Raw genomic sequence first — 22,867 nt, forward strand, 5'->3', positions numbered from 1 at the left:
GTCCGATGACGGAGGAACGGCGGCAGGCACCGGGACCGGAGGGCGCGGCGCTGCCCACGCACCGGCTCACTCAGGAGTTCCAGAACCTCGCGACGGCGGTGGCCGAGCGGGCGCTCGCGTCGGTCACCGACCGGGTGGACGCCCTGGCAGGACGGCTGACCGACTACGTGGAGCACGGCGGCACCGACCTGCTGAGCGCGGTGACCGGCAAGGAGGGCGGCGGCGGCCGGCTCAGGGCCGCGGCCGGCCGGCTGGCCGGCGGCGGCGCCCAGGGCGGCGGCCTGCTCGGCACGCTCGCCGGCCGTTTGACCGGCGGCGACGGGGGCGGCGTGCTCAAGGGCCTCGCGGAGCGGCTCACGGGCGGGGACGAGGGCGGCATCCTCGGGGCCCTGACGGGCGGCGACGGCGGCGGGAGCCATCCGGTCCGGGCGGCCCTCATGGCCTTCACCAAGGAGAAGATCAAGGGCGTCTTCGGCGGCGGAGGAGGAAAGGGCGCCAAGGGGGGCCGGGGCAAGAAGCTCAAGCTCACCAACATCGTCGAGTCGCTCGACATCGGCGCCCCCCTGCGCCTCGTCTACAACCAGTGGACCCAGTTCGAGGACTGGCCGGGCTTCATGAAGAAGGTCGAGACCGTCGAGCAGAAGTCCGACGAGAAGCTCGGATGGCGGGCCCAGGTGTTCCTGTCCCACCGGAACTGGGAGTCCACGATCATCGAGCAGGTCCCGGACAGCCGCATCATCTGGCGGTCGCAGGGGCCCAAGGGGTACGTCAACGGGGCAGTGACGTTCCACGAGCTGTCGCCCGAGATGACCCGTGTGCTGCTCGTGCTCGAGTACTACCCGCATGGCCTGTTCGAGCACACCGGGAACCTGTGGCGGGCTCAGGGCCGGCGGGCGCGGCTGGAGTTCAAGCACTTCCGGCGGCACGTGATGACGAACGCCCTGCTGCACCCGGACGAGATCGAGGGCTGGCGGGGCGAGATCCGCGACAGCCAGGTCGTGAAGGACCACGAGACCGCCCTGCGCGAGGAGCGGGAGCGCGAGGAACGGGAGGCGCGCGAGCGCGGCGAGGAACCCGGGGAGGAGAGGCCGGAGGAGGCCGCCGAAGAGGAGATCCCGGAGGGGGAGGCCGCCGAAGAGGAGCCGTACGAGGAGGAAGAGGAAGAGGAAGAGGAGCCCGCCGAGGAGGAGGCCGAAGGCGAGGAGGAGCCCGAGGAAGAGCCCGAGGAAGAGCCCGCCCGGGCCCGGCCGCGCGAGTACGCCACGGCCGGAGCGGGGAGCCGAACCCGGACGGCGAGCGGGACGGCGCGCAGGAGTCCTCCGGCCCGCCGGGCGGAGGAGCCCCGCGCGGAGGAGCCGCGGACCGGCCGCGCGGAGGAGCGGGGCGGCGCCCGCGAGAGCGGCGGCGAGGAGGACGAGGGCGGCGAGCGCCCGCGCGGCCCGGTGCGGCGGCGCAGGCCGCCGGCCGAGGAGCCGGCGCGGCCCGTCCGCCGCAGACGGCCGCCGGAGGAATGACGGCAGCCGCCGCGCGCGCCTCGTGCGCCGCGGACGGCAGCGGACGCCGCCGGAGGAGTGACGCAGCCCGCGGACGGCCGCCGGACGAGTGGCGGCAGCCGCCGCGCGGCCCGTCCGCCTCAGCCGGCAGCCGGACGAGTGGCGGAACCGAGACGAAGTCCACCGTGAGTGGCAGGAGGAGGAGAAGCGAATGACCGTAGCCGTACCATCGGGGGGCGGCGGGCTGCCCGGCCGCTCCACCGGTTCGGGCCTGGCGGACGTCATCGACACGATCCTGGACAAGGGTCTGGTCATCGACGCCTACGTCCGGGTCTCTCTCGTCGGCATCGAGGTCCTCACCATCGACGCGCGCGTCGTGGTGGCCAGCGTCGACACCTATCTCCGGTTCGCGGAGGCGGTGAACCGCCTCGACCTGTCGCAGACCCAGGAGGGCCTGCCCGAGCTGATCGGCGACATGACGCAGGGGGTCGCGCACAACAAGTCGAAGGGCGTGGCCAAGGGCGTCCTGGAGGCGGCCGGGGAGAAGCTGCAGGACCTCATGTCGGGGTACGCGGAAGAGCCCGCTCCCCGTTCGCGGCGGCGGCGGGAGGACTGACCATGTCGAGCTTCACCGAGGCGTCCGGAGCCACCGGAGCGGCGGGCCCCGGCGGGACGACGGCCTGCTACGTGTACGGCATCGTCCCGGAGGACGTGGAGATCAGTGAGGACGCGGTGGGGGTCGGCGAGCCGCCCGGGCGGATCAAGCTGGTCCGGCACGGCGAGATCGCCGCGCTGATCAGCGACGTCGACGTGGACCGCCCGCTCGGCCGGGCGCAGGACCTGGTGGCCCACGAGCAGTTGCTCGACGCGGCGGCCGCGGAGGTCCCGGTGCTGCCTTTGCGCTTCGGGGCGGTCGTGACGACGGCGGACGCGGTCGTCGAGGAGTTGCTGGCCCCCCACCACGACCAGTTCGCGGCGGCGCTGAAGGAGATCGAGGGCCGCACGCAGTACGTCCTCAAGGCCCGCTACCTCGAACGGCCCGTCCTGATGGAGGTCCTGTCGGAGAACCCGGAGGCCGGGCATCTGCGCGACCGCATCAGGGACCTGCCGGAGGACGCCACGCGCAACGAGCGGATCCGGCTCGGCGAGATCATCACGTACGCCATCTCGGCGAAACGGGAGGCCGACAGTCAGGACGTGGTCGACCGGTTCGCCTCCTGCACGGCGGCCGCCGTCGTCCGGGAGCCCACCCACGAGCGGGACGCCGCCCACGTCGCGTTCCTCGTGGAGGACGAGCGTCAGGCCGACTTCGACCGCTGCGTGGAGGACCTGCGCCGCGACTGGGCCGACCGGGCCGAGATCCGGCTGCTCGGGCCGATGGCGCCGTACGACTTCGTGGTGACCCAGCGCTAGGGAGGTGCCGTGGGACTGCTGAGCCTGCTCTTCGGCTGGCCGCTCGCCCCCGTCAAGGGCGTCATCCGGCTCGGCGAGCTCATCCAGGAGCAGGTCGAGCGCGAGATGCGCGACCCCGCGGCCGTACGGCGCCGGTTGGAGGCGATCGAGGAGGCGAGGCGCTCGGGCCGGATCTCCGAAGAGGAGGAGGCCCGGGCGGTCGAGGAGGTCCTCCGGACGATGACCGGCACACGGAGAGGGTGACGACGGGTGCCTCCCAGGCGACGGGACCGCCCGGACGAGGGCGACGACCGTTATTACGAGGAGGAGTACGACGAGGAGCGGTACGCCGGGGACGACGGCGACGAGGGGGCTCCTGTCCAGGGGCGCCCCGTCGCCGGACGGCGGCCGCGCCGGGACTCGGTCGTCGTCCAGGCCGAGCCGCAGCGGCCCCGCCGGCGTCCGCTCACCGCGACCTCGGCGGGCCGGGCCGGCCTGCGGCACATCGCCGACCTCACGGCGCGGGAGCCGGAGGCCGTCACGCTGGTCCAGCCCGTGGAGAACGGCTGGGTCGTCGACGTGGAAGTCGTCGAGGACCACCGCATCCCCTCATCGAGCGACATCATCGCGCTCTACGAGGCGCAGATGGACGAGGAGGGCAACCTGCTGTCGTACCGCCGCACGCGCCGCTACCGGCGCGGCGCGGGCGACCTCGGCGGAGGGTACGGACGATGACCGATCCCCGATCGCGCCCGGTGATGCGCGAGTCGTACGCCCCTCCGGCCCCCATGGGCGGCAGGGAGTCGACGAACCTCGGCGACATCCTCGAACGCGTCCTCGACCGGGGCGTGGTCATCGCCGGGGACATCCGGGTCAACCTGCTCGACATCGAGCTCCTCACGATCAAGCTTCGGCTCGTCATCGCGTCGGTCGACACGGCCCGCGAGCTCGGGATCGACTGGTGGGAGCACGACCCGTGGCTCAGCGGCCGGGACAGGGAGCTCAAGGACGAGAACCGCAGGCTGCGCGAGCGCCTGGCCGCCGTCGAGGAGCGGCTGGTCGAGCGCGAGGCCGTCGAGGCGGGCGACCACGCCCCCGACGAGGCGGCCGCGCAGCGGCGGCGCGGAACGGAGAGGCGCCGTGAGTGAGTACGGCATCTACCTGTACGCGGTGACCCCGGACGTCAGCGGGAACGCGACCGCAGGCACGACCCCCGACGAGGCCACAGGCACGACCGCGGGCGCCGGGCCCGGCACGCGCCCGGAGAGGGCCGCGGACGTCAGCCGGGACACGAGGCGGGGCACCGGCCCCGGTCCCGGTGGCGGCACGGCCCGGCTGCACGGCGTGCTCGGCGGGCCGGTCCGCCCGATCCGTCACGCCGGGCTGGTGGCCCACGTCGGCGAGGTCCCGCTCGACCAGTTCGGCGAGGGGCCGCTGCGCCGGCTGCTGGAGGACCTCGACTGGGTGGAGGGGGTGGCCCGGGCTCATCACCACGTGGTCGAGGCCCTCGCGGCGGCCGGCCCCGTCGCCCCCGTCCGGCTGGTGACGGTCTACACCGGCGAGGACCAGATCCGCGACCTGCTCGACCGGCGCCGCGACGACTTCGCCGACCTGCTGGCGCGGGTGGCCGGGCGGCACGAATGGGGCGTCAAGGCGTACGTCACCCGGGCTGCCCCGCCGGCGCCCCCGGCCGTCCCCGCGTCCGGCCGCGGCTCGGCCAGCCCCGGCACGGCGTACCTCCAGCGTCGCAAGGCCAGCCTGCGCAGCAGGGAGGACGTGTGGCGCGCGGCGGCCGAGCGTGCCGAGCGCCTGCACGCGGCGCTCGGCGAGATCGCCGTGGCCGGGCGGCGGCACCGGCCCCAGGACCCCCAGCTGTCCGGCCGGAGCGATGTCATGGTGCTGAACGGCGCGTACCTGGTCGACCCGGACCGGGACGGGGAGTTCGCCGCGGCCCTCGACGCGTTCCGGGGCGAGGGCATGGACGTGGAGCTGACCGGGCCGTGGGCGCCCTACTCGTTCACCTCCCTCGATCTGGGCTCCGACCGCGGAGGGGGCACGCGGTGACGATCGACGGCTCCAGGGGCAGGGCGCTCGCCGCCGAGGGACGCCTGCCGGCCGAGCGGGTGGCCCTGGTCGACCTGCTCGACCGGCTGCTCGCGGGCGGCGTGGTCGTGACCGGCGAGCTGGTTCTGTCCATCGCCGACATCGAACTGGTCCGCATCTCGCTGCGAGCGCTGCTGGCCTCGGTGCGGGACGCCGACGAGGAGGAGGGCGACGATGAGCCGTCCTGGCCCTGACGAGGTCCGGGCGCCCGAAGGGCCCGAGGAGGAGGCGCGCGAGGGGATCGGCCTGCGTCTCGACCCCGCGAGATCGGGCCAGTGGCGCCTCAACACCGACCCCGAGACCGTCCAGCGCGACCTCAGCCGCCTGGTGCTGACGCTCGTCGAGCTCCTGCGGCAGCTCGTGGAACGGCAGTCCATCCGCAGGATGGAGCAGGGCGACCTGTCCGACGAGCAGATCGAGACGCTCGGCCTGACGCTGATGCGGCTGGAGGAGGCGATGACCGACCTCTGCGACCGGTTCGGCCTGTCTCCCAGCGATCTGAACCTCGATCTCGGCCCGCTCGGGACCCTACTGCCGACGGACTGACCCGTGTGTACGGCCGAACGAGACGGGTAGGGCAAAACCACCTATTCGACGCGCTGGGGAGTATTCATGGCAGTAGTCGAGAGAGACGATGTCCGGAGGCTCCTGGAGTCCCCCGTCCCCGACGCGACTCTGGTTGTGGTCGAAGGCCGGTGCGAGGTCGTGCCGGGCGACGCCGCCGACGGCCTGGTGATCGCCAGCCGCCGCGACCTGGAGGACGAGGTGGGCGGCGAGGACCTGGACGACGGACAGCTCGGCCGGCTCGCGGACCGGCTCGACAGCGTGGTCAGGGACCTCGGCGCGTGACCGTGCCCCCGGTGCCCCCGGGCGTCCCGGCGCTCGGAGAGAATCCCGCCGTACCGGCTCCGATCACGGAGGCCACCTGCCTCCCGGACGCGCGTACGGCCTCGGCCGTGCGGGCGAGTGCGAGGGCGCGACCGGACGCTCGGACGGCCTCGGCCGCGCGGGCGGTTGTGGGGGCGCGGACGGGGGCGCGCGGATGACCGGGTTCGACCCGTCCGCGTACGGGCGCGCCATCGCCGACATCTACGACCTGACGGTCGAGGACAGGCCGCCCGGGCCCGCGGTCGCGCTCATCCGGGAGCTGGCCGGGGACGGCCCGGTGCTGGAGTTCGGCATCGGCACCGGCAGGCTGGCCCTCCCCCTGGCCGAGGACGGGCTGTCCGTCGCCGGGATCGACGGCTCGCCCGAGATGGTCGAGGTGCTGCACGGCAAGCGCGGCGGCCACCGGATCCCGGTCAGCGTGGGCGACTTCTCGCACCTGCGGGTCGCGGGGACGTTCACGCTCGTCCTCATCGCGTACAACACGATCTTCGCGCTGCCCTCGCAGGACGCGCAGGTGGACTGCTTCCGCAACGCGGCCGCGCACCTGGCGCCGGGAGGGCGGTTCGTGGTCGAGGCGTGGGTGCCCGACCCGGGGGCGTTCCGCGACCGCTCGGCGCTGCGGCTGGTGGCCCTCGCGGAGGACCGCGTCGTCGTCGAGGCGGGACGGCTGTTCCCCGCGACGCAGATGATGCGCACGACCAAGCTTCGGATGACCCCGGAGGGCGTCCGCCTGCTGCCCGCCAACCACCGGTACGCCTGGCCGTCCGAGCTGGATCTCATGGCCCGCCTGGCGGAGCTGGAGCTGGAGCACCGCTGGGCCGACTGGTCGTGCTCCCCGTTCACGGACGACAGCCGCGGCCACGTCTCCGTCTACCGCCGGCCGTGATCCGCAGTGCCGTGAGGGAGAGTCCGATGCAGTTGCCCGAACCCAGGGGGCCGGTCACCGCCCGGCTCGTCGAGGAGCTCGTCCGGCCGCCGCATCCGCTGGACGCGCCGCCCCCGTGGTCCGGCGAGCCGGCGATCGACGACGAGGACCTGCAACTGGCCCTGTTCGTCTGTTACGAGCTGCACTACCAGGGCTTCGACGGGGTGGACGACGGCTGGGAGTGGGAGCCCTCGCTGCTCGCCCTGCGGGCACGTCTCGAAGAGCGGCTGGAGCGCGCGCTGGCGCGGATGGTCCCCCGGCCGCCGGTCCCGGCGCCGCGCGACGTCCCCCGGGCGCTCGCCGCCCTGGTCGAGGAGTACGACGACGGGCCCTCGCTGTCGGCCTTCCTGCGGAGCCGGGCCGACCTCGGGCGCTTCCGCGAGTTCGTGGTGCACCGGTCGATCTACCAGCTCAAGGAGGCCGACCCGCACACCTGGGCGATCCCCCGCCTGCTCGGCCGGCCGAAGGCCGCGCTCGTGGAGATCCAGGCCGACGAGTACGGCGGGGGCCGTCCTGGACGCATGCACGCGGAGCTGTTCCGGGCCACCATGCGCGGGCTCGGCCTCGACGACTCGTACGGCGCCCACCTCGACCGGGTTCCCGCCGTCACACTCGCCATCAGCACCACGATGTCGCTGTTCGGCCTGCACCGCCGCCGCCGCGGGGCGCTGGCCGGCCACCTCGCGGCGTTCGAGATGACCTCCTCGCGGCCCAACCTCCGCTACAGCCAGGGCCTGCGCCGCCTCGGCGGCGACGCCGCCGCCCGCCGGTACTACGACGAGCACGTGCAGGCCGACGCCGTCCACGAGCAGATCGCCGCCCACGACCTGTGCGGCGGGCTGGCCGCCGGGCAGCCCCACCTGACCGGGGACATCCTGTACGGCGCGGCCTGCGCGCTCGCCCTCGACCGGCTCTTCGCCCGGCACGTGCTCGACCGCTGGCGGCAGGGCCTGTCGTCCCTCCGGTCGCCGCTGCCGGACGCCGTCGCGGCGGCGGCGTCCGGGGCCGGGGCGGGGCGCGGGTGAGCGGGCTCGACTACGTCCTCCCGCTGCGGTGGGACGACGACGAGGATCTCGACGAGCTGACCGCCTACCTGCGCGAACTCGCCAGGCACGCCCGAGTCGTGGTCGTGGACGGGTCTGCGGAGCCGCTGTTCGCGGGGCACGCCCGCCGCTGGGCGGGGATCGTCACACACCTGCCGCCCGACCCCGACGTGGACGCCGCCAACGGCAAGGTCGCCGGCGTCCTCACCGGCATGCGGCGGGCCGCCGCCGAGCACGTGGTCATCGCCGACGACGACGTCCGCTACGACGCCGAGGGGCTGGCGCGGATGCGTGCCTGGCTGGGCCGCGCCGACCTGGTCCGGCCGCAGAACTACTTCGACCCGATGCCCTGGCACGCCCGCTGGGACACCGCCCGCACGCTGCTCAACCGGAGCGTGGGCGCCGACTATCCGGGGACCTTCGGCGTCCGCCGCGAGGTGTTCGCGAGGACGGGCGGCTACGACGGCGACGTCCTGTTCGAGAACCTGGAGCTGATCCGTACGGTCCGGGCCCACGGCGGCCGTGAGGCCCGCCCGCTCGACCTCTACGTGCGGCGTCTGCCGCCCCGGCCGCGCCGCTTCTGGAACCAGCGCGTACGGCAGGCCTACGACGACCTGGCCCAGCCGCCGCGCATGGCCGCGTTCCTGGCCGTGCTGCCCGGCGTCGGGGTGGCCCTCCTGCGGCGGCGTCCGGCCGTCGTCGCGGCCGGCGCGGCAGCCGTGGCCGCTCTCGCGGAGGCGGGACGCCGCCGGGCCGGGGGCCGCCGGGTGTTCCCGTTCACGGCGACCCTGTTCGCCCCGGTCTGGGTGCTCGAACGGGCCGTCTGCAGTTGGGCGGCCCTGGCGGCACGGCTGAGCGGCGGTGTCCCGTACGCCGGGCGGCGTCTGCGGGTGGCCGCCCACTCCGTCCGATGGCTGCGGGAGCGCCGTCAGGCCGGCGGGTCCGGCTCGCTCGCCGCCCGGAACCCGACGAGCTTGTGAGAGCCGTCGCAGAACGGCTTGGTCCCCGACCGGCCGCACCGGCACAGCGCCACCGTGGCGCGGCCCGGGTCGATCGTCCGCCCGTCCTGCGTGACCAGCGTGAACGGCCCCCTCAGCAGCAGGGGGCCGTCCTCGCACGGGGTCACCGTCACCAGGTCATCCGGCTCGTCCCTCATGGCAGCCGCATGCCCGGATTGTCCGTTACCTAACGAAGGCCGCCAAGGTCATTCCGTCCGGGCGCAGGGGGCGGTCGGGCCGAAGGCCCAGCAGCCGGCGCGGTCGGCGGCGGCGTGCCAGGCCGCCGAGCCCGTCGGGGTGACGAACACCCCAGGGGGGACGAGCGCCGCGGCCGGCTTGGAGACCACTCCCGCGGGAGGCGCGAAGGCCCAGTGCGGCGACGCCGGCGGCGGGGCGGCGTACCCCGGGACGTGCGCTCCCGTCCCGTACGGGATCGCCGGTGAGCCCGGCGAGCCGACGGTCCGGCTACGCCAGGGGGCGAGGCTCCAGCAGCCGGGCCCGCCGTACCCGCAGGAGTCCGGGGACGACCCGGTCACCAGCGGCGGCAGCGGCAGGTAGTGCGGGATCACGAACGACGGCCGCGGTTCGGGCCGGGGGCCGTCGCCCACGGGCGGCGGCGCGATCTCGTTGGGGGGCGTCCACGAGGGTGTCCCGGAGGGCGTGAGACCGCCGGGGACGGCACTCGGGGCGGTGGTCGGGGTTTCCGTCGCACCTGTCGTGGGGCCTGGGGTCGGGCTCACGCCCGCGCCTGCGCTCGGCACCCCGGCCGGGGCGGTGGCCGTGGCGCTGGGGGCGGGCGGTCTCGGCGGGGCCGGCGGGCTCGGCCTGGGCGCCGGGGGTTTGTGGTCGGGCGGCCGGTGCTTGGCCGAGGGCGCGGGCGACGGCTTGGCGGACGGGCTCGGCTTCGCGGACGGGCTCGGTTTCGGTGAGGCGCTCGCGGACGGGCTCGGCTTGGGCGACGCGCTGCCCGTGGGGCTGGGCGTCGGCGAGGCGCCGGCGCTCGGGGTGGCCGACGCGCCGGCGGTCGGCGACGCGCTGGGTGACGTGCTGGGTGACGTGCTGGGCTTCGGCGATCCGCTGCCGCTCGGCACGGGCGCGACCGTCACGCCCGCCGTCGTCGAGGGTGTCACGGTGGGCGACGCGGACGCGGTGACGGTGGGGGTGGCGGCGGATGGGGACGCCGTCGGCGACGCGGACGCGCCGGCGCCGCCCGTGGGAGTGGGGCTCGCCGCCGTGGAACTCGCCGTAGGACTCGCCGTGGGGGCGGCGGTGGGCGTCACGGTGACGGTCGCCGTGGGCGCCGGCTGGGCGCTCGCGGTGCTCGTCGGCCATCCGTGACCCGTCGGCCGCGCCGTCGGACGCCACGGGGCGTGCCCCGGCGGACGCCAGCGCGGGTGACCGGGAACGGGCGGAATCCCGCGACCGGTGGGCGCTGCCGTCGGAGCCGGAGCACCGGTGGGCGCGGACCCCGACGACGTCGGGGAGGGCAGCGGGTACGGCGTGGGGGTGGGCGTCCCCTGCGCCGTCACTGTCGCGGTGACCGTGACGGTCGCCGTCGGGGAAGGAACCCCGGCCGGGTTGGCGGATGGAGTGTCGGTCGGTGGAGGCGGGACCGCCCCCCACGGCCAAGGAGCGCCGGTGGGCCGGAGATCGCCGGTGGGAACGGCGGAGGCGGTCGGGTGAGCCGTCGGGGTACCGGTGGGGCGGTGGTGGGGGCGGTGCAGCCGGGCCGTCCCGGGGGCCGCACTCGCCGAGGGGGTCACCGTGTGGGTCTGGTTCGCGGTCCCGCCGCCGGCGACCGCGCCTCCCGATGATCCGGACAGGTGGGAGCCCGTCCTGGTGCCGCCTGCCGTGTCCCGAGCGGTGTCCTGAGCCGTGTCCCGGGCCGTGTCCTGAGCCGTGTCGGAGGCGGCTCCGCTCCCGGTGTCCGAGTCGCGCGACGCGCCGGCGCCGTCGGCCGTACCCCGCAAGCCGGAGCCGGACCCGGACCCAGAGTCGCGCGACGCGCTCGTACTGTCGGCCGTACCCCGCGAGCCCGAGCCGGACCCGGAGTCAGGGGCGGCGGCGTCGCGGGCCGGATCCGTCGCGGAGCCGTCTCCGGCGCCGGAATCGCCGGCCGACCCCGAGCCCTGGCCGCCGGTGTCCGTTCCGGAGCCGCTCTCGGTGGCGGAATCCTCGGCGCCGGATCCGCCGCCCGGGTCCGGGCGGTCGGCGGATGAGCCGGACCCTCCGGACGCGGATCCCCGCGACCCGGTCTCGTCGGAAGCGGAGTCTCCGGACGAGCGGCCCGTGGCGGAGGACCCGGAACCGGACGCGTCCGAACGTGAGCCTGAATCGGAGCGCGAGCCGGAATCGGACCCGGCACCGGAGTCGGACCTGGAGCCGGAGCCGGAATCGGCCGCGGGGTCCGACCCGGCGGACGAGGGCTCCTCGTCCGACGGGGCGGGGACGGGCTGGACGGCGTCGGAGGCGGCGGCGTCCAGGGGCGGGACGGTGTCGGCGCCGGGGTCGGCCATCGCCGTCCAGGGCTGGGACGCGACGGCCCCGGCGGTGGCGGAGACGGCGGCCAGGAGGAGGCCGGAGACCAGGGTGGCGCGCCGGGATGACATGCGTGTCATGAGGGGGCTCTTCCTTGATCTATGGGGTGGGCCGGGGAGCGGTCAGGGACTTCCAGCCGGCGGCGGCGAACTCGGGTGTGCCGGGCAGCGCGGCGGGAGGCACCGAGGGCGGCGTCGGGTCGGGGACGTTGACCCAGTCGCCCTTTCCCGCGCCCCGCATGTCGGGGGCCCAGGCCATGAGCAGGCTCATGGCGTACGGGCTGGAGTAGAGGGGGCCGGTCCCGCCGGCGCCCTTGGAGGCGGTCACCTGGACCAGCACCGACACCTGGATCTGGTCCTCCGACCGAGCCGTCCACTGGATGCCGATCGTCTGCGTGCGCAGCGCGGCGCCGTCCGGCAGGTCGCCCTCCGCGGGGAGGCCGAGCGTCTCCCGCCAGCCCCGTACGGCCGCGCGGGCGCCGTCCCTGGCCGCCTGCCGCTGGTCCGGCGGCGCGTACAGGGCCGCGGCCTGCTCCGCCTGGGCGCTGTCGAGCGTCCACGCGGCCTCCAGCGCGGCCGCGGCCGCCGACGCGGCGCCCAGGTCCGTACGGGGGAAGCCGACGGGGTAGCCGCCCTCGCCCTCGTGGCCCGACGGGGCGGCCAGGGCGATCGCGGGCGCGGCGACCGGCTTCGGAACGGGTGCCGGGCCCGGCCCCCTGGTCTCCAGCACGATGACCGCGACCGCGACGACGGTGATCACCCCGACGACCACCAGCAGGAGGTGGCGGGGGTCCCACCGCCGGGGCGGCCCCAGGTCCCAGTCGAGGACCGGGTCCGGGATGATCGCCCCCACTACTCGCTCCGGCCGGGGCGCTGCCCGAAGGCCTGGCCGGCCGCCGCCGCGAGACGCAGGTACGCGCCGCGGGTGGTGGGGCGCAGCCGGGTCAGGTCGACCTCGGCGCCCTCCTTCAGATGCGGGTCGAACGGCACCCGCACGACGGCGCGGCAGCGGTTGGAGAAGTGCCGTTCCAGCAGGTCGACGTCGACGTGCGACTTCGGCTCGACGGCGTTGAGCACGACGATGGCGTTCTTCACGAGCTCGCCGTGGCCGTGGGCCGTCAGCCAGTCGAGGGTGGCCGCGGCGGAGCTCGCGCCGTCCACGGCGACGAGCGTGACCAGCACGATCTGGTCGGCCATCTCCAGCGTCGCGCCCATGGCCCCGTGGAGCAGGCCGGTGCCGCAGTCGGTGATGCAGATCGAGTAGTACCGCTCGATCAGCCCGGCCACCGTACGGTAGTCCTCGGCGTCGAACGCCTCGCTCACCGCGGGATCGGTGTCGGAGGCCAGCACCTCCAGCCGGGCGGGCGACTGCGAGGTGAACGCCCGGGCGTCGGCGTACCGGACGACGTGCGGCGCCTCTGCCAGCAGCGTCCGTATCGTGGCGGCGGTCTCCGACTTCACCTTGATGCCGAGGGTCCCGCGGTCGGGGTTGGCGTCGATCGCGATCACACGGTCGCCGCGCAGCGACGCCAGCGTGTTCCCGAGCGCGGCGGTCGTCGTGGTCTTGCCGACGCCGCCCTTGAGGCTCATGACGGCGATCCGGTGATGGCCGCTCGCCACGGGGGTCTGGGCATGCGCGATCAGGGTACGCCGTTCCAGTTCGGCCGCCGACTCCGCGGGGATGACGCGGCCGCCCGAGAGCTGGTAGACGAGCCGGCGCCAGCCGCCGGTGGGCTCGCTGCGCCGATTGGTCAGCAGGTGTTCCGCGGTCAGGGGCACCGACTCCGGGTACTGCCCGGCGGGAACGGGCAGCGGAGTGTGCGTGTCGGTCATGGCCGTGGTCCTTTCACCGAGGGGGGATCGGGAGGGGACGGTCAGCAGGTGCGCCAGCGCACCGTCGTCGTGGCCGTGCCCTTCGGTCCGTGCAGTTCGAGGGGGGCTGTGACAGGGGCGGGGACGCCGCACCAATAGCGGACGCGGAGGGCGCGCACGCTGATCACACCGGTCTGGCCGGGTTTGAGCGTTCCGCTGGACGGCGTGACGGACAGGCCCGGCGCCGTTATCCGCCACCGCAGGGTGGCGCCGGATCCGGCGGTGAGTGTGAGACGGCCCCGGCCGAAGTCGTCGAGCGCGAGCGTGGCCGGCACCCCGATCCCGCCCGCCGACACCAGTTGGGGCGACGGGTCGACCGGGCCGGGCCCGGTGCCGGCGGCGGGAACGGCGGCGGCGTCCACCGTGGCCGTGGTCACGTCCGTCTGGAGCGAGCGCGCCGGGTCCTCGCCATGGGTGGCGGGCGCCAGGAGGTTGATGCCCGTGACAGTTCCCGCCGCTCCGGCGACGACCACGATCACGATCCGCAACGCCGTGGCCCGCACGAGGGAGCCGACCCGGGTGAGCACGCGCACGATCCTGACCTGCGCCCCGGCGACGCGTCCCTCCACGGCGTCCGCGAGCAGGTCCTCCGGCACGTCGTCCTGTTCCGCTCCGGACGGCACGGCGGATCGCGCGCGGGCCGCCTCCCTCGCCTGGATCTGCGAGAGCAGGGCGTCGTAGAGCGGGGTGTCCTGCGCGGCGGATCTCTGCTCGTCCCCGCCGCCCCGGGCGACCGGGCCACGGGTTGCCGAGCCGCCGGTGACCGGCCCGGGGGCGGCCGGGTCGCGGGCGACCGAGCCGCGGGTGACTGGCCCGGGGATGACCGGCCCGGCCGGGGCGTCCGTACGCGGCAGGGCCGGGCCGCCGGGAGCGGCGCCGGGCCTGGTCTCGGGCCGCTGCGGCCGGGGCTCGACCGGCGCGTGCGGATGCCGGCGTCTGTCGAGCGGGGCGTGCGGATGCCTGCGCGTCTGCGGCGGCACGGCCGGGCTCGCCGGCCCGGCCGCGGCTGCGGGCGGCACCTGCCCGGGAACAGGCCCGGCGGGAGTGGACGGCACCTGCCCAGGGACGAGCCCGGCGGGAGCGGGCGACTGTGCGGCGGACACCGGCGGTCGAGCGGGACCCGCAGGCGTTCCGGCGGGAGCCGCCGGCGGTCGAGCGGAGGGCGCCGGGAGGTCGTGGTCCGTCGCCACGGGCGCCGCGAGCGGCAGGCCGAACGACGTCGGCGGCCGGTGAGCCGACGCGCCCGCGGGGGGCGCGGCCACGGTGACGGCCTCGACCAGGCGCCGCCGGGCGTCGGAGGTGAGCGGGGCCAGCGGAGGCCGCGACAGGATCTGCGGCACCGTGTAGCGGATGTTGATGGGCCGCTTGCACACCACGCACGTCACGATGTGCGTCAGCAGAGCCGTACGCGGGGCCCCGAAGTCGGCCGGCCCGCCCTCGGGGAAGACGGCCCCGGCCAGTGCGGCGATCTCGGGGCAGAGCGGGCGGCCGCGCGCCAGGCCGTCGAGCCCGCTCACCAGGATCTCCACCATGTCCTGTGTGCGGGCGACGAGCCGTGCGGCCTCCTTCACCGCCAGCGCCTGGACGTACGCGAGGTCCCTGAGCTGCAACTCATGGCGGTACAGCAGCCGCAAGGTCTCCGCGCCGACGGGATCGACGAGCGACCAGGCGCGACGGACGGCCCGGTCGTCGGGCACGCCGGGGCCCGGCCCCGGGCGGAAGCCGTCACCCCGGACGGCGCCAGGGCCGCACTCCCGGCGCAGCGCGGACAGCAGCCACGCGCGGTCTGCAACGTTCCCGGGCTTCGCCTGGACGGCGCACGCCTCCAGGGCCGCACCGGCGGCCCCGAGCACGCGCGAGGGCTCCAGGTGAAAGGAGGCGTAGTCGACAAGGTGGGCGCCGTGCTCGTCGACCCATGCCATCCCCCGGCCGGGGTCGAGCTCGACGTCCCCGGTCCCGGTGGGCGGGGTCATGCGCGGGAAGGCGGGGCGAGGGTGGGATCGGCGTCATGTTCGGACAGCGCATCACTGCGGCCAAGGGGTCGCCCTTGCCTAACTGGAAAATCTGATGCATACCGATACATAGAACGAGATCTTAGACTGACTCCGTTGTGTTGGGAAGGAAAAGAACCAGAGAAATCATGGGTTGATGATAAGCCGCAAATAACCGCTATCCGGTCAGCCGAAAGGGACCCAGACAGGGCGGCCGATACGGCGCCGAGTTCTCTGCAGAGGATGGCATTCACGGCCGCCATACGCATACTTACCTGCGGATACACGGATATCAGAAGATCGCCGGCGAGGGCGCCGTTTCCGTTCCGGACTTTGTCCGGCCACCTTGTGGGCACATCGAGGTGAATATCCTTCATATCTGGGAAAGACTCGGGCGGTGGGGCCATTTCCCATGCTTTCTCGGCATTACAGCACGCGCACAGCCGATGCCGAGACGCAGCGGCCGGCCGATCTCTCCCACGCACCCGGAGAGCCGTTCATCAGATAATCATTCTTTTCCGTTTCCACATCGGAAAGCGCGCAACCGCGCGGTGGGCGGCCACCGAAGAAACAGGCGTGGACACCATCGTCGTGCTGTTCAACAGGGACCTGCGGGTGCACGATCATCCGGCGCTCGCGGAGGCCTGCGCGCGGGCGGGGCGGGTGGTGCCCCTGTTCGTGCTCGACCCGGCCATCGAGGCGCGGCATCGCCGGGACTTCCTGCACGAGACCCTCCACGACCTGCGGTCGTCTCTGCGAACCCGCGGCGGCGACCTCGTCGTACGGCGGGGGGATCCGGCGGAGGAGGCCGTCCGGGTGGCCGGCGAGACCTCCGCCACCCGGATCTGGGCCGGCGGCGACGTGAGCTCCCTCGCCCGGCGGCGGGAGGGCCGGCTGGCCGGGGCCTGCCGGGCCCGGCGGCTGGAGTTCCGCCTGTTCCCGGGGGTGACCGTGGTGCCGCCCGCCGCCCTGACCCCTTCGGGGGGCGACCACTACCGCGTGTTCACGCCGTACTGGCGGGCCTGGTCGGCGACGCCGAGGCGTCCGGTGCTCGGCCCGCCCGAGCGCGTACGGCTCCCGGACGGCCTGGACCCCGGCGACCTGCCCGAGCCGTCGTCCGAGCCGTTCGGCGTCGTCAGGGGCGGCGAGACCGAGGGGCGGCGGCGCATGGCGGAGTGGGTGGACGCCGGGCTGGCCCGGTACGCCGGCACCCGCGACCACGTGGCCGGGCGCACGTCGATGCTCAGCGCGTACCTCCACTTCGGCTGCGTGTCCCCCACCGAGCTGGTCGAGCTGGCGTGCGCGCGGCCGGACGCGGAGGACTACGTCCGGCAGCTCTGCTGGCGGGACTTCTACTACCAGGTCGCCTACGCCTTCCCCGACCTCGGACGGCGCGACTACCGGCCGCGGGCCGACCTCGACTGGGCCGGGGACGGGGACGCGGCGGCGGCCTGGCGGGAGGGGGTGACCGGCGTGCCGATCGTGGACGCGGGCATGCGCCAGCTCCGGCGGGAGGGCTGGATGCACAACCGGGTCCGGCTGATCGTGGGCTCCTACCTGACGAAACGGCTCAGGATCGACTGGCGGGTGGGCGTCGACCACTTCGCCGAGCTCCTGCTCGACGGCGACATGCCGAACAACTGCGGCAACTGGCAGTGGGTGGCCGGCACGGGCAACGACACCCGCCCCTACCGCACGCTCAACCCGCTGCGGCAGGCCAGGAGGTTCGACCCGGACGGCGAATACGTCCGCCGGTACGTCCCCGAGCTGGCGTCCCTGCCGGACGACCTGGTCCACGAGCCGTGGCGGTCCCCGGCGCCGGTGCGGGGCTACCCGCCACGCCCGCTGGGCGGCGAGCTCAGGGCCTGACCGGCCGGGGGGCGGCCAGTTTGGCGAGCTGGCCGAGAACCCGGTCCCGGTACTCCCGCGACAGCGGGTCGACGCCGAAGACGTCCTCCACGACCCGGGGCAGGGCGATCGGCGCGAAGGTCAGCGCGTAGGCGAGCAGGAGCAGGAACTCGGCGTCCAGCTCGCCGGTGATCTCGCCGGCCTCCTGACGGCGTCGCGTCCGCTCGACGGCGTCCCTGAGCCGGGCCCGCCGGGCCTCCTCCCAGTCGTCCCCGCCGCCGGCCGCCCGCCCCTCCCCCTCGCCGGCCGCCGGCCCGTCCTCGTGAGCGGCCGCCGGCCCGTCCTCGTGAGCGGCCGCCGACCCGTCCGCACCCTCGGCCGCCTGCCCGTCCGCGTCGCCGGTTGCCTGCCCGTCTCCGTCCGCGGGCGGCCGGCCGTCGCCGAGCGCCTGCCAGATCACCAGGCGGGCCCAGTCGGGCCGGTCGAGGGTCGCGTCGAGATGGGCGGCCACGCTCTCCACGTACGTCGCACCGGGAGCCGTGACGGCGGCCTGCTCGGCGGCCCACCTGCGGCGCAGCTCGTCGAGGAGCCCGCGCTTGCCGCCGAAGTAGTACGAGATGAGCTGCTGGTTCACCCCGGCCCGGGCGGCGATGCCCGCCGTCCGCGCCCCCGAGTAGCCCTTCGCGCCGAACTCCGCCACGGCCGCCCGCAGGATGCGCTCGCACGTCCGCTCGGCGGCTCTGCCGCGCTCCTCCCGTTCGGGCGCGCGACGGGGCCGATCCGATGAGACCATGTCCGGCACGCTAGCCCATCAATCAGTTGGGTGACAAATGTCAATCAGACGATTGAACCATCGTCTAGCATGAGGGCATGATCTTCACAGAGCGCGAGATCGCGTATCTCGACGGCCAGCGCCTCGGACGGCTCGCGACCGTCCAGCCCGACGGGACGCTCCAGGTGAGCCCCGTCGGGTTCCGGTACAACCCGGAGCTGGAGACCATCGACATCAGCGGGCGCAACATGGCGGCCAGCCGGAAGTTCCGCAACGTGCGCGACAACGGGCGCGTCGCGTTCGTCGTGGACGACGTGCCGTCCGTCGACCCCTGGCAGGTGCGCTGCCTGGAGATCCGCGGGTACGGCGAGGCCCTCGACGATCCGAAGGGGTCGGCCGCCCCGCTCGGCGGGCCCGTCATCCGCGTCCACCCCCGGCGGATCATCAGCTTCGGCGTGGACCCCGGCAACCCGGCCTCGGGCAAGCGGGACGTCCCGGCCCGGGAGGGCTGAACGGCCCCTCAGGACGGGATCAGGCCGTGGGGGTCGAGGACGTACTTGCGGGCGGCGCCCCTGTCGAACTCCTCGTACCCCCGCCGCGCCTCCTCCAGCGGCAGCACGGTGGCGTTGACCGCGTCGGCGATCCGGACGCGGTCGTTCAGGATCGCCTCCATGAGCCTGCGGTGGTAGCGCATGACGGGGCACTGGCCGGTGAAGAAGGAGTGCGCCTTGGCCCAGCCCAGGCCGAACCGGATGGACAGCGACCCGTGCCGGGCCGCCTCCTCCCCGGCCCCCGGATCACCGGTGACGTACAGGCCGGGGATGCCGAGCCTGCCGCCCGCCCTCGTGGTCTCCATCAGCGCGTTGAGGACGCTCGCCGGCCGTTCCGAACCGGCGTCGGCGCCGTGGCCGTGCGCCTCGAACCCCACGGCGTCGACGGCGCAGTCCACCTCGGGCACGCCGAGGATCGCCTCGACCAGGTCCGCCGGGTCGCCCGTGGACACGTCGGCGGTCTCGCAGCCGAAGCCGCGGGCCTGGGCCAGGCGCTGCTCGTTCAGGTCGCCGACGATCACCACGGCCGCGCCCAGGAGCTGCGCCGAGACGGCGGCCGCCAGCCCGACCGGGCCCGCCCCGGCGATGTAGACGGTCGACCCGGTGGTGACCCCCGCGGTGACGCACCCGTGGTAGCCGGTGGGGAAGATGTCGGCCAGCATGGCGAGGTCGAGGATCTTCTCCATCGCCCGCTCGCGGTCGGGGAACCTCAGCAGGTTCCAGTCGGCGTACGGCGTGAGCACGTACTCCGCCTGCCCGCCGGGCCAGCCGCCCATGTCGACGTAGCCGTACGCCCCGCCCGGCTGCTGCGGGTTGACCCGCTCGCAGATGTGCGTGTCCCCCGCCTTGCAGTTGCGGCAGCGGCCACAGGCGATGTTGAACGGCACCGACACCAGGTCGCCAATCCGCACGACCTCCACGTCGGGACCCACCTCGACGACCTCGCCGGTGATCTCGTGGCCGAGGACGAGTCCGGGCGGCGCCGTGGTGCGGCCGCGCACCATGTGCTGGTCGCTGCCGCAGATGTTGGTCGCGATCGGCCTGACGATCGCGCCGTGCCGCACCGGCCGTCCCGCGTTCTCCGGCGGGACCCCCGGCCCGTCCTGCAGCACGAACTCCGGATAGCCCGCGTCGACGAGCTCGACGATTCCCGGCCCCTGATAGGCGACCGCCCTGTTGCCCGGCATAAAACGCCCCCTGACCTGCCCCTTCACGGTAACCCGGCGGGGCGGCGGCGGTTCAGCGGGGAGGGCAGCGGCGGTGCGCGTCGTCGAGGCGCTCGGTCAGCCCGGCGCGGTCCAGGTGCTCCAGCAGCGGCACGGCGACCCGGCGGCTGGTGTCCAGGGCCGTCTTCGCCTGGCTGACCGTGAACGGCTGGGGCAGCCCGGCCAGCACCGCCGCCGCCCGCCTGTCGGCCCCGGGGAGCAGGACCACCCCCTCGGCGATCCGCAGCAGGGCCCCCGCCCGCACGGCCGCCCCCAGCTCGCGCGGGCCCAGCCCGAGCGCGGCCAGCCGTCCCGCGTCCGGGGCGAGGAACGGCCGCTCGGCCAGCTCCGCGGCGAGCCGCCGTACGGCGCCGGCCACGGGCGCGGGCAGTCCGGCGGGCCCCGCGACGATACGGCCGTCGGCGACGGCGAGCGGCGGCCGGACCAGCGCCGCGACCAGGCGGCGGTCGGGCAGGCCCAGCTCGTGGCGGGCGGCCTCAAGTGGCATGCCGGGCTCCAGGGGATCGCGGGCGGCGTGCCGCCTGACCACCTCGGGCAGCCGCGCCTCCAGCCCGGCCCAGTATCCGGGGTCGGCGTGCCAGTCGCCCAGGACAGGCCGTCCCGAAGGGGGACAGCCCATCGCGACGAGGTCGGCCGTCCGCAGCAGCCGGTGGGCGCGCAGCAGGGACGCGGCGTCCGGGGCGGCCTGCGACAGCGCCGCCGCCCGGTCCCGCGCCGCGCCGCGCCTGGCCAGCCCCGGCGGCCGTACGTCGAGGACGGCGGCGCCCGCGAGCACCCGCAGCACGGAGCGATCGCGCCCGGGATCCCTCCCCGGGTCGCGCAGCAGCAGCACGTCGCCCAGGTGCAGGGGCAGCGGCCGGGCCAGCCGGAGCCGGGCGGCGTCCGGGCCGAGCGGGCGCACCTCGCACGGCACGGCGGCCGAGCCGATGTGGACCGTCAGCCGGGGCGGCAGCGCCCCCGCGGCCCCTCCGGACCCATCTGGTCCCTCGGCGCCCTCGGCCGGGGTCAGCCGGACGTCGACCAGGTCCGTGCGCGTCCAGGCGCCCGGCGTCACGAGGGCGTGGCCGCGCTCGGCCGCGACCCGGCCGCGGAGGTTGACGGCCACCCGGGCGACGCCCGTGACCGCCTCGACGTGCTCCTTCAGGGACTCCAGGCCGCGCACCCGCACAGGCTCGCCGTCCAGCTCCAGCTCGTCGCCGGTCCGGACCCGTCCGGCGGGCAGCGTGCCGGTGACGACCGTCCCACTGCCCCGGACGCTGAACGCCCGATCGATCCACAGCCGCACCGGCGCGCCCGGGTCCGGCGCGGGCAGCGCCACCACCAGCCGGTCGAGCGCCGCGCGCAGCCGGTCGAGCCCCACGCCGGTACGCCCGCTCACCGCCACGGCCTCGGCGTCGCCCAGCCCGGCCTTGGCCAGCCGGGCCTGGGCCTCGGCCATCGCCGGGCCCGGGTCCGCCAGGTCGGCCCGGGTCACGGCGAGCAGGCCCAACCGTACGCCGAGGGTCCGCAGCGCGACCAGGTGCTCCTCCGACTGCGGCATCCAGCCCTCGTCGGCCGCGACGACGAACATCACCGCCGGGACCGGCCCGACCCCGGCGAGCATGGTGCCGAGGAACCGCTCGTGCCCCGGGACGTCCACGAACGCCACCCGCTCCCCGGAGGGAAGGGCCGTCCAGGCGTACCCGAGCTCGATCGTCAGCCCGCGGCGCCGCTCCTCCTCGAGCCGGTCGGGCTCCATCCCGGTCAGCGCCCGCACCAGCGTGGACTTGCCGTGGTCCACGTGCCCGGCCGTCGCGACGACGTGCATCAGCCGCTCACCGCGATCACGGTCTTGACCACCTCGCCGTCCCGGTCGGGCGGAAGGGTGCGCAGGTCGAGCAGCAGGCGCCCGCCCTCCACGCGCCCCACGACCGGGAGGTCCCCGGTGCGCAGCGGCGCGGCGAGGCCCTCCGGCAGGCTCACCGCCGCGCTGGGCAGCGTCACGCCCGGCGCTCCCCCGCCGCCCACGGTCGCCTGGGACGGCACCGCCTTCGCCTCGATCCCGGCGGCCGCCATCGCCTCGGCCATGGCCCGCGCCCGCCGGTGGAGGACGGCGGGGTCGGCGTGCAGCGCCCTGTGGACGGGTGTGGCGGGTCCGCGCAGCGTCGCCTCCAGCGCCGCCAGCGTCAGCTTGTCCACGCGCAGCGCGCGGGCGAGCGGATGCCTGCGGCACCGTTCGACGAGGTCGCGGCGGCCGAGGAGCAGGCCCGCCTGCGGCCCGCCCAGCAGCTTGTCGCCGCTCGCGGTGACCAGGTCGGCGCCGGCCTTGAGCGCGCTCGCCGCGTCGGGCTCGTCCGGGAGCAGCGGCTCGCGCTCCAGCAGACCCGAGCCGATGTCGGACACCACCGGGACGCCGAGCCCGGTCAGCTCCGCCACCTCCACCGAGCCGGTGAACCCCTCGACGCGGAAGTTCGAGGGGTGGACCTTGAGCACGAACCCGGTGTCCGGGCCCACGGCGTCCCGGTAGTCGGCGAGCGAGGTGCGGTTCGTCGTGCCCACCTCGCGGAGGCGGGCCCCCGTCGAGACGAGCAGGTCGGGGATGCGGAAGCCGTCCCCGATCTCGACGAGCTCGCCGCGGCTGATCACGATCTCCCGCCCGGCCGCCAGGACGGTGGCCACCAGCACGAGGGCGGCCGCGTTGTTGTTCACCACGTGGACGGCCTCGGCCGCCGGCACCGCCCGCGCCAGCGCCTCCATGGCACCCCGGCCGCGCCGCGCCCGTACACCGGTCGCCAGGTCGAACTCCACGTCGGTGGCGCCGGCCGCTGCGACGGCCGCGTCGACGGCGGCCGCGGACAGCGGCGCGCGGCCCAGGTTGGTGTGGAGCAGCACGCCCGTCATGTTGATCACCGGGCGGATCGTCGCCGCGTGCGCGGGGAGCGCCGCGAGGGCGGCGTCCGCCACGTCCTCCGGCTCGATCTCGCCCCGCCGTACGCGCTCCTGGGCCCGTCCGACCGCGTCCTTCACCACCCCGCGCCCGAGCCGCTCCGCCATCCCCTCCAGCCGGGGGTCGGCCAGCACGGCGTCCGTGCGCGGCACGCGCCTTCGTCGGTCCACACTTCAACTTATAGTGCCGCCCCGCCCGCCACCCGTCCGGCGCGGCCCGAAGCCCCTCCAGCGGCACCACCCAGGGCACGGCAGATCCACCACGCAACCTACGGCAGATCCACCACGAACCCTTCGGCAGAT

Annotated in this window: 25 protein-coding genes; 16 read left to right on the forward strand and 9 right to left on the reverse strand. The window is 75.2% G+C overall.

Going from position 1 to position 22,867, the window contains the following annotated elements; genetic code table 11:
* Nucleotides 1–5: 5 nt before the first annotated feature.
* The 13 genes from Mco01_RS19715 (at nucleotide 6) to Mco01_RS19775 (ending at nucleotide 8,824) form a co-directional block, all read left to right on the forward strand.
* Nucleotides 6–1,514 (forward strand): SRPBCC family protein, encoded by a 1,509-nt coding sequence (locus tag Mco01_RS19715; RefSeq protein ID WP_275410527.1) that lies wholly within the window; start codon nucleotides 6–8, stop codon nucleotides 1,512–1,514.
* Nucleotides 1,515–1,704: 190 nt separating this feature from the next.
* Nucleotides 1,705–2,109: a gas vesicle protein GvpJ gene (gene gvpJ, locus Mco01_RS19720; RefSeq protein ID WP_204058369.1), complete on the forward strand. Its 405-nt coding sequence runs from the start codon at nucleotides 1,705–1,707 to the stop codon at nucleotides 2,107–2,109.
* Nucleotides 2,110–2,111: 2 nt separating this feature from the next.
* Nucleotides 2,112–2,906, forward strand: coding sequence for a GvpL/GvpF family gas vesicle protein (locus tag Mco01_RS19725; protein WP_204058370.1), 795 nt, complete (start codon nucleotides 2,112–2,114; stop codon nucleotides 2,904–2,906).
* A 9-nt stretch (nucleotides 2,907–2,915) separates the two neighbouring features.
* Nucleotides 2,916–3,149: a gas vesicle protein GvpG gene (locus Mco01_RS19730; RefSeq protein WP_036324258.1), complete on the forward strand. Its 234-nt coding sequence runs from the start codon at nucleotides 2,916–2,918 to the stop codon at nucleotides 3,147–3,149.
* A gap of 6 nt (nucleotides 3,150–3,155) precedes the next feature.
* Nucleotides 3,156–3,620 carry a gas vesicle protein GvpO gene (gene gvpO, locus Mco01_RS19735; protein WP_204058371.1) on the forward strand — a complete coding sequence of 155 codons (465 nt, stop codon included), beginning with the start codon at nucleotides 3,156–3,158 and terminating at the stop codon, nucleotides 3,618–3,620.
* Complete coding sequence (locus tag Mco01_RS19740; protein ID WP_372444881.1) at nucleotides 3,617–4,033, forward strand: gas vesicle protein; 417 nt, start codon at nucleotides 3,617–3,619, stop codon at nucleotides 4,031–4,033. Before gvpO ends, Mco01_RS19740 begins: the two co-directional genes overlap by 4 nt.
* The gene (locus tag Mco01_RS19745; RefSeq protein WP_239103751.1) at nucleotides 4,026–4,949 is read left to right on the forward strand and encodes a GvpL/GvpF family gas vesicle protein; all 924 of its coding nucleotides are present in this window, start codon (nucleotides 4,026–4,028) and stop codon (nucleotides 4,947–4,949) included. The genes Mco01_RS19740 and Mco01_RS19745 overlap by 8 nt, the downstream gene beginning before the upstream one ends.
* Complete coding sequence (locus Mco01_RS19750) at nucleotides 4,946–5,182, forward strand: gas vesicle protein (RefSeq protein WP_204058372.1); 237 nt, start codon at nucleotides 4,946–4,948, stop codon at nucleotides 5,180–5,182. The genes Mco01_RS19745 and Mco01_RS19750 overlap by 4 nt, the downstream gene beginning before the upstream one ends.
* A complete protein-coding gene (locus Mco01_RS19755; RefSeq protein WP_204058373.1) occupies nucleotides 5,163–5,534 on the forward strand; it encodes a gas vesicle protein K in 372 nt (123 codons plus the stop codon). Before Mco01_RS19750 ends, Mco01_RS19755 begins: the two co-directional genes overlap by 20 nt.
* A gap of 66 nt (nucleotides 5,535–5,600) precedes the next feature.
* Nucleotides 5,601–5,837, forward strand: a complete 237-nt coding sequence (locus Mco01_RS19760) for a hypothetical protein (protein ID WP_204058374.1) — start codon at nucleotides 5,601–5,603, stop codon at nucleotides 5,835–5,837.
* Between the two features lie 193 nt (nucleotides 5,838–6,030).
* Nucleotides 6,031–6,762: a class I SAM-dependent DNA methyltransferase gene (locus tag Mco01_RS19765; protein WP_204058375.1), complete on the forward strand. Its 732-nt coding sequence runs from the start codon at nucleotides 6,031–6,033 to the stop codon at nucleotides 6,760–6,762.
* Nucleotides 6,763–6,788: 26 nt separating this feature from the next.
* Nucleotides 6,789–7,826: an iron-containing redox enzyme family protein gene (locus Mco01_RS19770; protein WP_204058376.1), complete on the forward strand. Its 1,038-nt coding sequence runs from the start codon at nucleotides 6,789–6,791 to the stop codon at nucleotides 7,824–7,826.
* Entirely contained in the window at nucleotides 7,823–8,824 is a 1,002-nt protein-coding gene (locus tag Mco01_RS19775; protein ID WP_204058377.1) for a glycosyltransferase family 2 protein, read from the forward strand. Before Mco01_RS19770 ends, Mco01_RS19775 begins: the two co-directional genes overlap by 4 nt.
* On the opposite strand, the gene Mco01_RS19780 is transcribed toward Mco01_RS19775, so the two are convergent.
* Both Mco01_RS19780 and Mco01_RS19785 read right to left on the reverse strand, forming a co-directional pair.
* Entirely contained in the window at nucleotides 8,773–9,000 is a 228-nt protein-coding gene (locus tag Mco01_RS19780) for a CDGSH iron-sulfur domain-containing protein (protein WP_204058378.1), read from the reverse strand. The two genes, Mco01_RS19775 and Mco01_RS19780, sit on opposite strands and share 52 nt — an antisense overlap.
* A 48-nt stretch (nucleotides 9,001–9,048) precedes the next feature.
* Entirely contained in the window at nucleotides 9,049–9,582 is a 534-nt protein-coding gene (locus Mco01_RS19785; protein WP_204058379.1) for a hypothetical protein, read from the reverse strand.
* On the opposite strand from Mco01_RS19785, the gene Mco01_RS19790 reads away from it, so the two are divergent.
* Nucleotides 9,560–10,180 carry a hypothetical protein gene (locus tag Mco01_RS19790; RefSeq protein WP_204058380.1) on the forward strand — a complete coding sequence of 207 codons (621 nt, stop codon included), beginning with the start codon at nucleotides 9,560–9,562 and terminating at the stop codon, nucleotides 10,178–10,180. The two genes, Mco01_RS19785 and Mco01_RS19790, sit on opposite strands and share 23 nt — an antisense overlap.
* A gap of 1,299 nt (nucleotides 10,181–11,479) precedes the next feature.
* On the opposite strand, the gene Mco01_RS19795 is transcribed toward Mco01_RS19790, so the two are convergent.
* The 3 genes from Mco01_RS19795 to Mco01_RS19805 are packed head-to-tail and all read right to left on the reverse strand — an operon-like array spanning nucleotide 11,480 to nucleotide 15,224.
* The gene (locus tag Mco01_RS19795) at nucleotides 11,480–12,232 is read right to left on the reverse strand and encodes a hypothetical protein (protein ID WP_204058381.1); all 753 of its coding nucleotides are present in this window, start codon (nucleotides 12,230–12,232) and stop codon (nucleotides 11,480–11,482) included.
* Entirely contained in the window at nucleotides 12,232–13,212 is a 981-nt protein-coding gene (locus Mco01_RS19800; RefSeq protein WP_204058382.1) for a MinD/ParA family ATP-binding protein, read from the reverse strand. Before Mco01_RS19800 ends, Mco01_RS19795 begins: the two co-directional genes overlap by 1 nt.
* Nucleotides 13,213–13,253: 41 nt before the next feature.
* Nucleotides 13,254–15,224, reverse strand: a complete 1,971-nt coding sequence (locus Mco01_RS19805; protein WP_204058383.1) for a hypothetical protein — start codon at nucleotides 15,222–15,224, stop codon at nucleotides 13,254–13,256.
* A gap of 594 nt (nucleotides 15,225–15,818) precedes the next feature.
* On the opposite strand from Mco01_RS19805, the gene Mco01_RS19810 reads away from it, so the two are divergent.
* Nucleotides 15,819–17,111, forward strand: coding sequence for a cryptochrome/photolyase family protein (locus Mco01_RS19810; protein ID WP_204058384.1), 1,293 nt, complete (start codon nucleotides 15,819–15,821; stop codon nucleotides 17,109–17,111).
* On the opposite strand, the gene Mco01_RS19815 is transcribed toward Mco01_RS19810, so the two are convergent.
* On the reverse strand, nucleotides 17,101–17,883 hold the full coding sequence (locus Mco01_RS19815; RefSeq protein WP_204058385.1) for a TetR/AcrR family transcriptional regulator: 783 nt from the start codon (nucleotides 17,881–17,883) through the stop codon (nucleotides 17,101–17,103). The genes Mco01_RS19810 and Mco01_RS19815 overlap by 11 nt on opposite strands.
* A gap of 77 nt (nucleotides 17,884–17,960) precedes the next feature.
* Here Mco01_RS19815 and Mco01_RS19820 point away from each other — a divergent pair, with 77 nt between their 5' ends.
* The gene (locus Mco01_RS19820) at nucleotides 17,961–18,374 is read left to right on the forward strand and encodes a PPOX class F420-dependent oxidoreductase (RefSeq protein ID WP_204058386.1); all 414 of its coding nucleotides are present in this window, start codon (nucleotides 17,961–17,963) and stop codon (nucleotides 18,372–18,374) included.
* 8 nt (nucleotides 18,375–18,382) lie between these two features.
* Here Mco01_RS19820 and fdhA read toward each other — a convergent pair whose 3' ends face one another.
* From fdhA to selA, 3 genes are read right to left on the reverse strand one after another with little or no spacing between them, the layout of a single operon-like run.
* Nucleotides 18,383–19,600 (reverse strand): formaldehyde dehydrogenase, glutathione-independent, encoded by a 1,218-nt coding sequence (fdhA, locus tag Mco01_RS19825; protein ID WP_204058387.1) that lies wholly within the window; start codon nucleotides 19,598–19,600, stop codon nucleotides 18,383–18,385.
* A 52-nt stretch (nucleotides 19,601–19,652) separates the two neighbouring features.
* Nucleotides 19,653–21,446: a selenocysteine-specific translation elongation factor gene (gene selB / locus Mco01_RS19830; protein WP_204058388.1), complete on the reverse strand. Its 1,794-nt coding sequence runs from the start codon at nucleotides 21,444–21,446 to the stop codon at nucleotides 19,653–19,655.
* Nucleotides 21,446–22,735 (reverse strand): L-seryl-tRNA(Sec) selenium transferase, encoded by a 1,290-nt coding sequence (gene selA / locus Mco01_RS19835; protein WP_204058389.1) that lies wholly within the window; start codon nucleotides 22,733–22,735, stop codon nucleotides 21,446–21,448. The genes selB and selA overlap by 1 nt, the downstream gene beginning before the upstream one ends.
* Between the last annotated feature and the right edge of the window lie 132 nt (nucleotides 22,736–22,867).

The sequence above is a fragment of the Microbispora corallina genome, from assembly GCF_016863035.1.
GTDB classification, from domain to species: Bacteria; Actinomycetota; Actinomycetes; order Streptosporangiales; family Streptosporangiaceae; genus Microbispora; species Microbispora corallina.

What these genes read in the sequence shown, in the direction of transcription:
- Mco01_RS19715 (WP_275410527.1), top strand. Translation starts at nt 6, where the DNA reads ATGACGGAGGAACGGCGGCAGGCACCGGGACCGGAGGGCGCGGCGCTG.
- gvpJ (WP_204058369.1), top strand. Translation starts at nt 1,705, where the DNA reads ATGACCGTAGCCGTACCATCGGGGGGCGGCGGGCTGCCCGGCCGCTCC.
- Mco01_RS19725 (WP_204058370.1), top strand. Translation starts at nt 2,112, where the DNA reads ATGTCGAGCTTCACCGAGGCGTCCGGAGCCACCGGAGCGGCGGGCCCC.
- Mco01_RS19740 (WP_372444881.1), top strand. Translation starts at nt 3,617, where the DNA reads ATGACCGATCCCCGATCGCGCCCGGTGATGCGCGAGTCGTACGCCCCT.
- Mco01_RS19755 (WP_204058373.1), top strand. Translation starts at nt 5,163, where the DNA reads ATGAGCCGTCCTGGCCCTGACGAGGTCCGGGCGCCCGAAGGGCCCGAG.
- Mco01_RS19760 (WP_204058374.1), top strand. Translation starts at nt 5,601, where the DNA reads ATGGCAGTAGTCGAGAGAGACGATGTCCGGAGGCTCCTGGAGTCCCCC.
- Mco01_RS19765 (WP_204058375.1), top strand. Translation starts at nt 6,031, where the DNA reads ATGACCGGGTTCGACCCGTCCGCGTACGGGCGCGCCATCGCCGACATC.
- Mco01_RS19770 (WP_204058376.1), top strand. Translation starts at nt 6,789, where the DNA reads ATGCAGTTGCCCGAACCCAGGGGGCCGGTCACCGCCCGGCTCGTCGAG.
- Mco01_RS19780 (WP_204058378.1), bottom strand. Translation starts at nt 9,000, where the DNA reads ATGAGGGACGAGCCGGATGACCTGGTGACGGTGACCCCGTGCGAGGAC.
- Mco01_RS19800 (WP_204058382.1), bottom strand. Translation starts at nt 13,212, where the DNA reads ATGACCGACACGCACACTCCGCTGCCCGTTCCCGCCGGGCAGTACCCG.
- Mco01_RS19805 (WP_204058383.1), bottom strand. Translation starts at nt 15,224, where the DNA reads ATGACCCCGCCCACCGGGACCGGGGACGTCGAGCTCGACCCCGGCCGG.
- Mco01_RS19815 (WP_204058385.1), bottom strand. Translation starts at nt 17,883, where the DNA reads ATGGTCTCATCGGATCGGCCCCGTCGCGCGCCCGAACGGGAGGAGCGC.
- Mco01_RS19820 (WP_204058386.1), top strand. Translation starts at nt 17,961, where the DNA reads ATGATCTTCACAGAGCGCGAGATCGCGTATCTCGACGGCCAGCGCCTC.
- fdhA (WP_204058387.1), bottom strand. Translation starts at nt 19,600, where the DNA reads ATGCCGGGCAACAGGGCGGTCGCCTATCAGGGGCCGGGAATCGTCGAG.
- selB (WP_204058388.1), bottom strand. Translation starts at nt 21,446, where the DNA reads ATGCACGTCGTCGCGACGGCCGGGCACGTGGACCACGGCAAGTCCACG.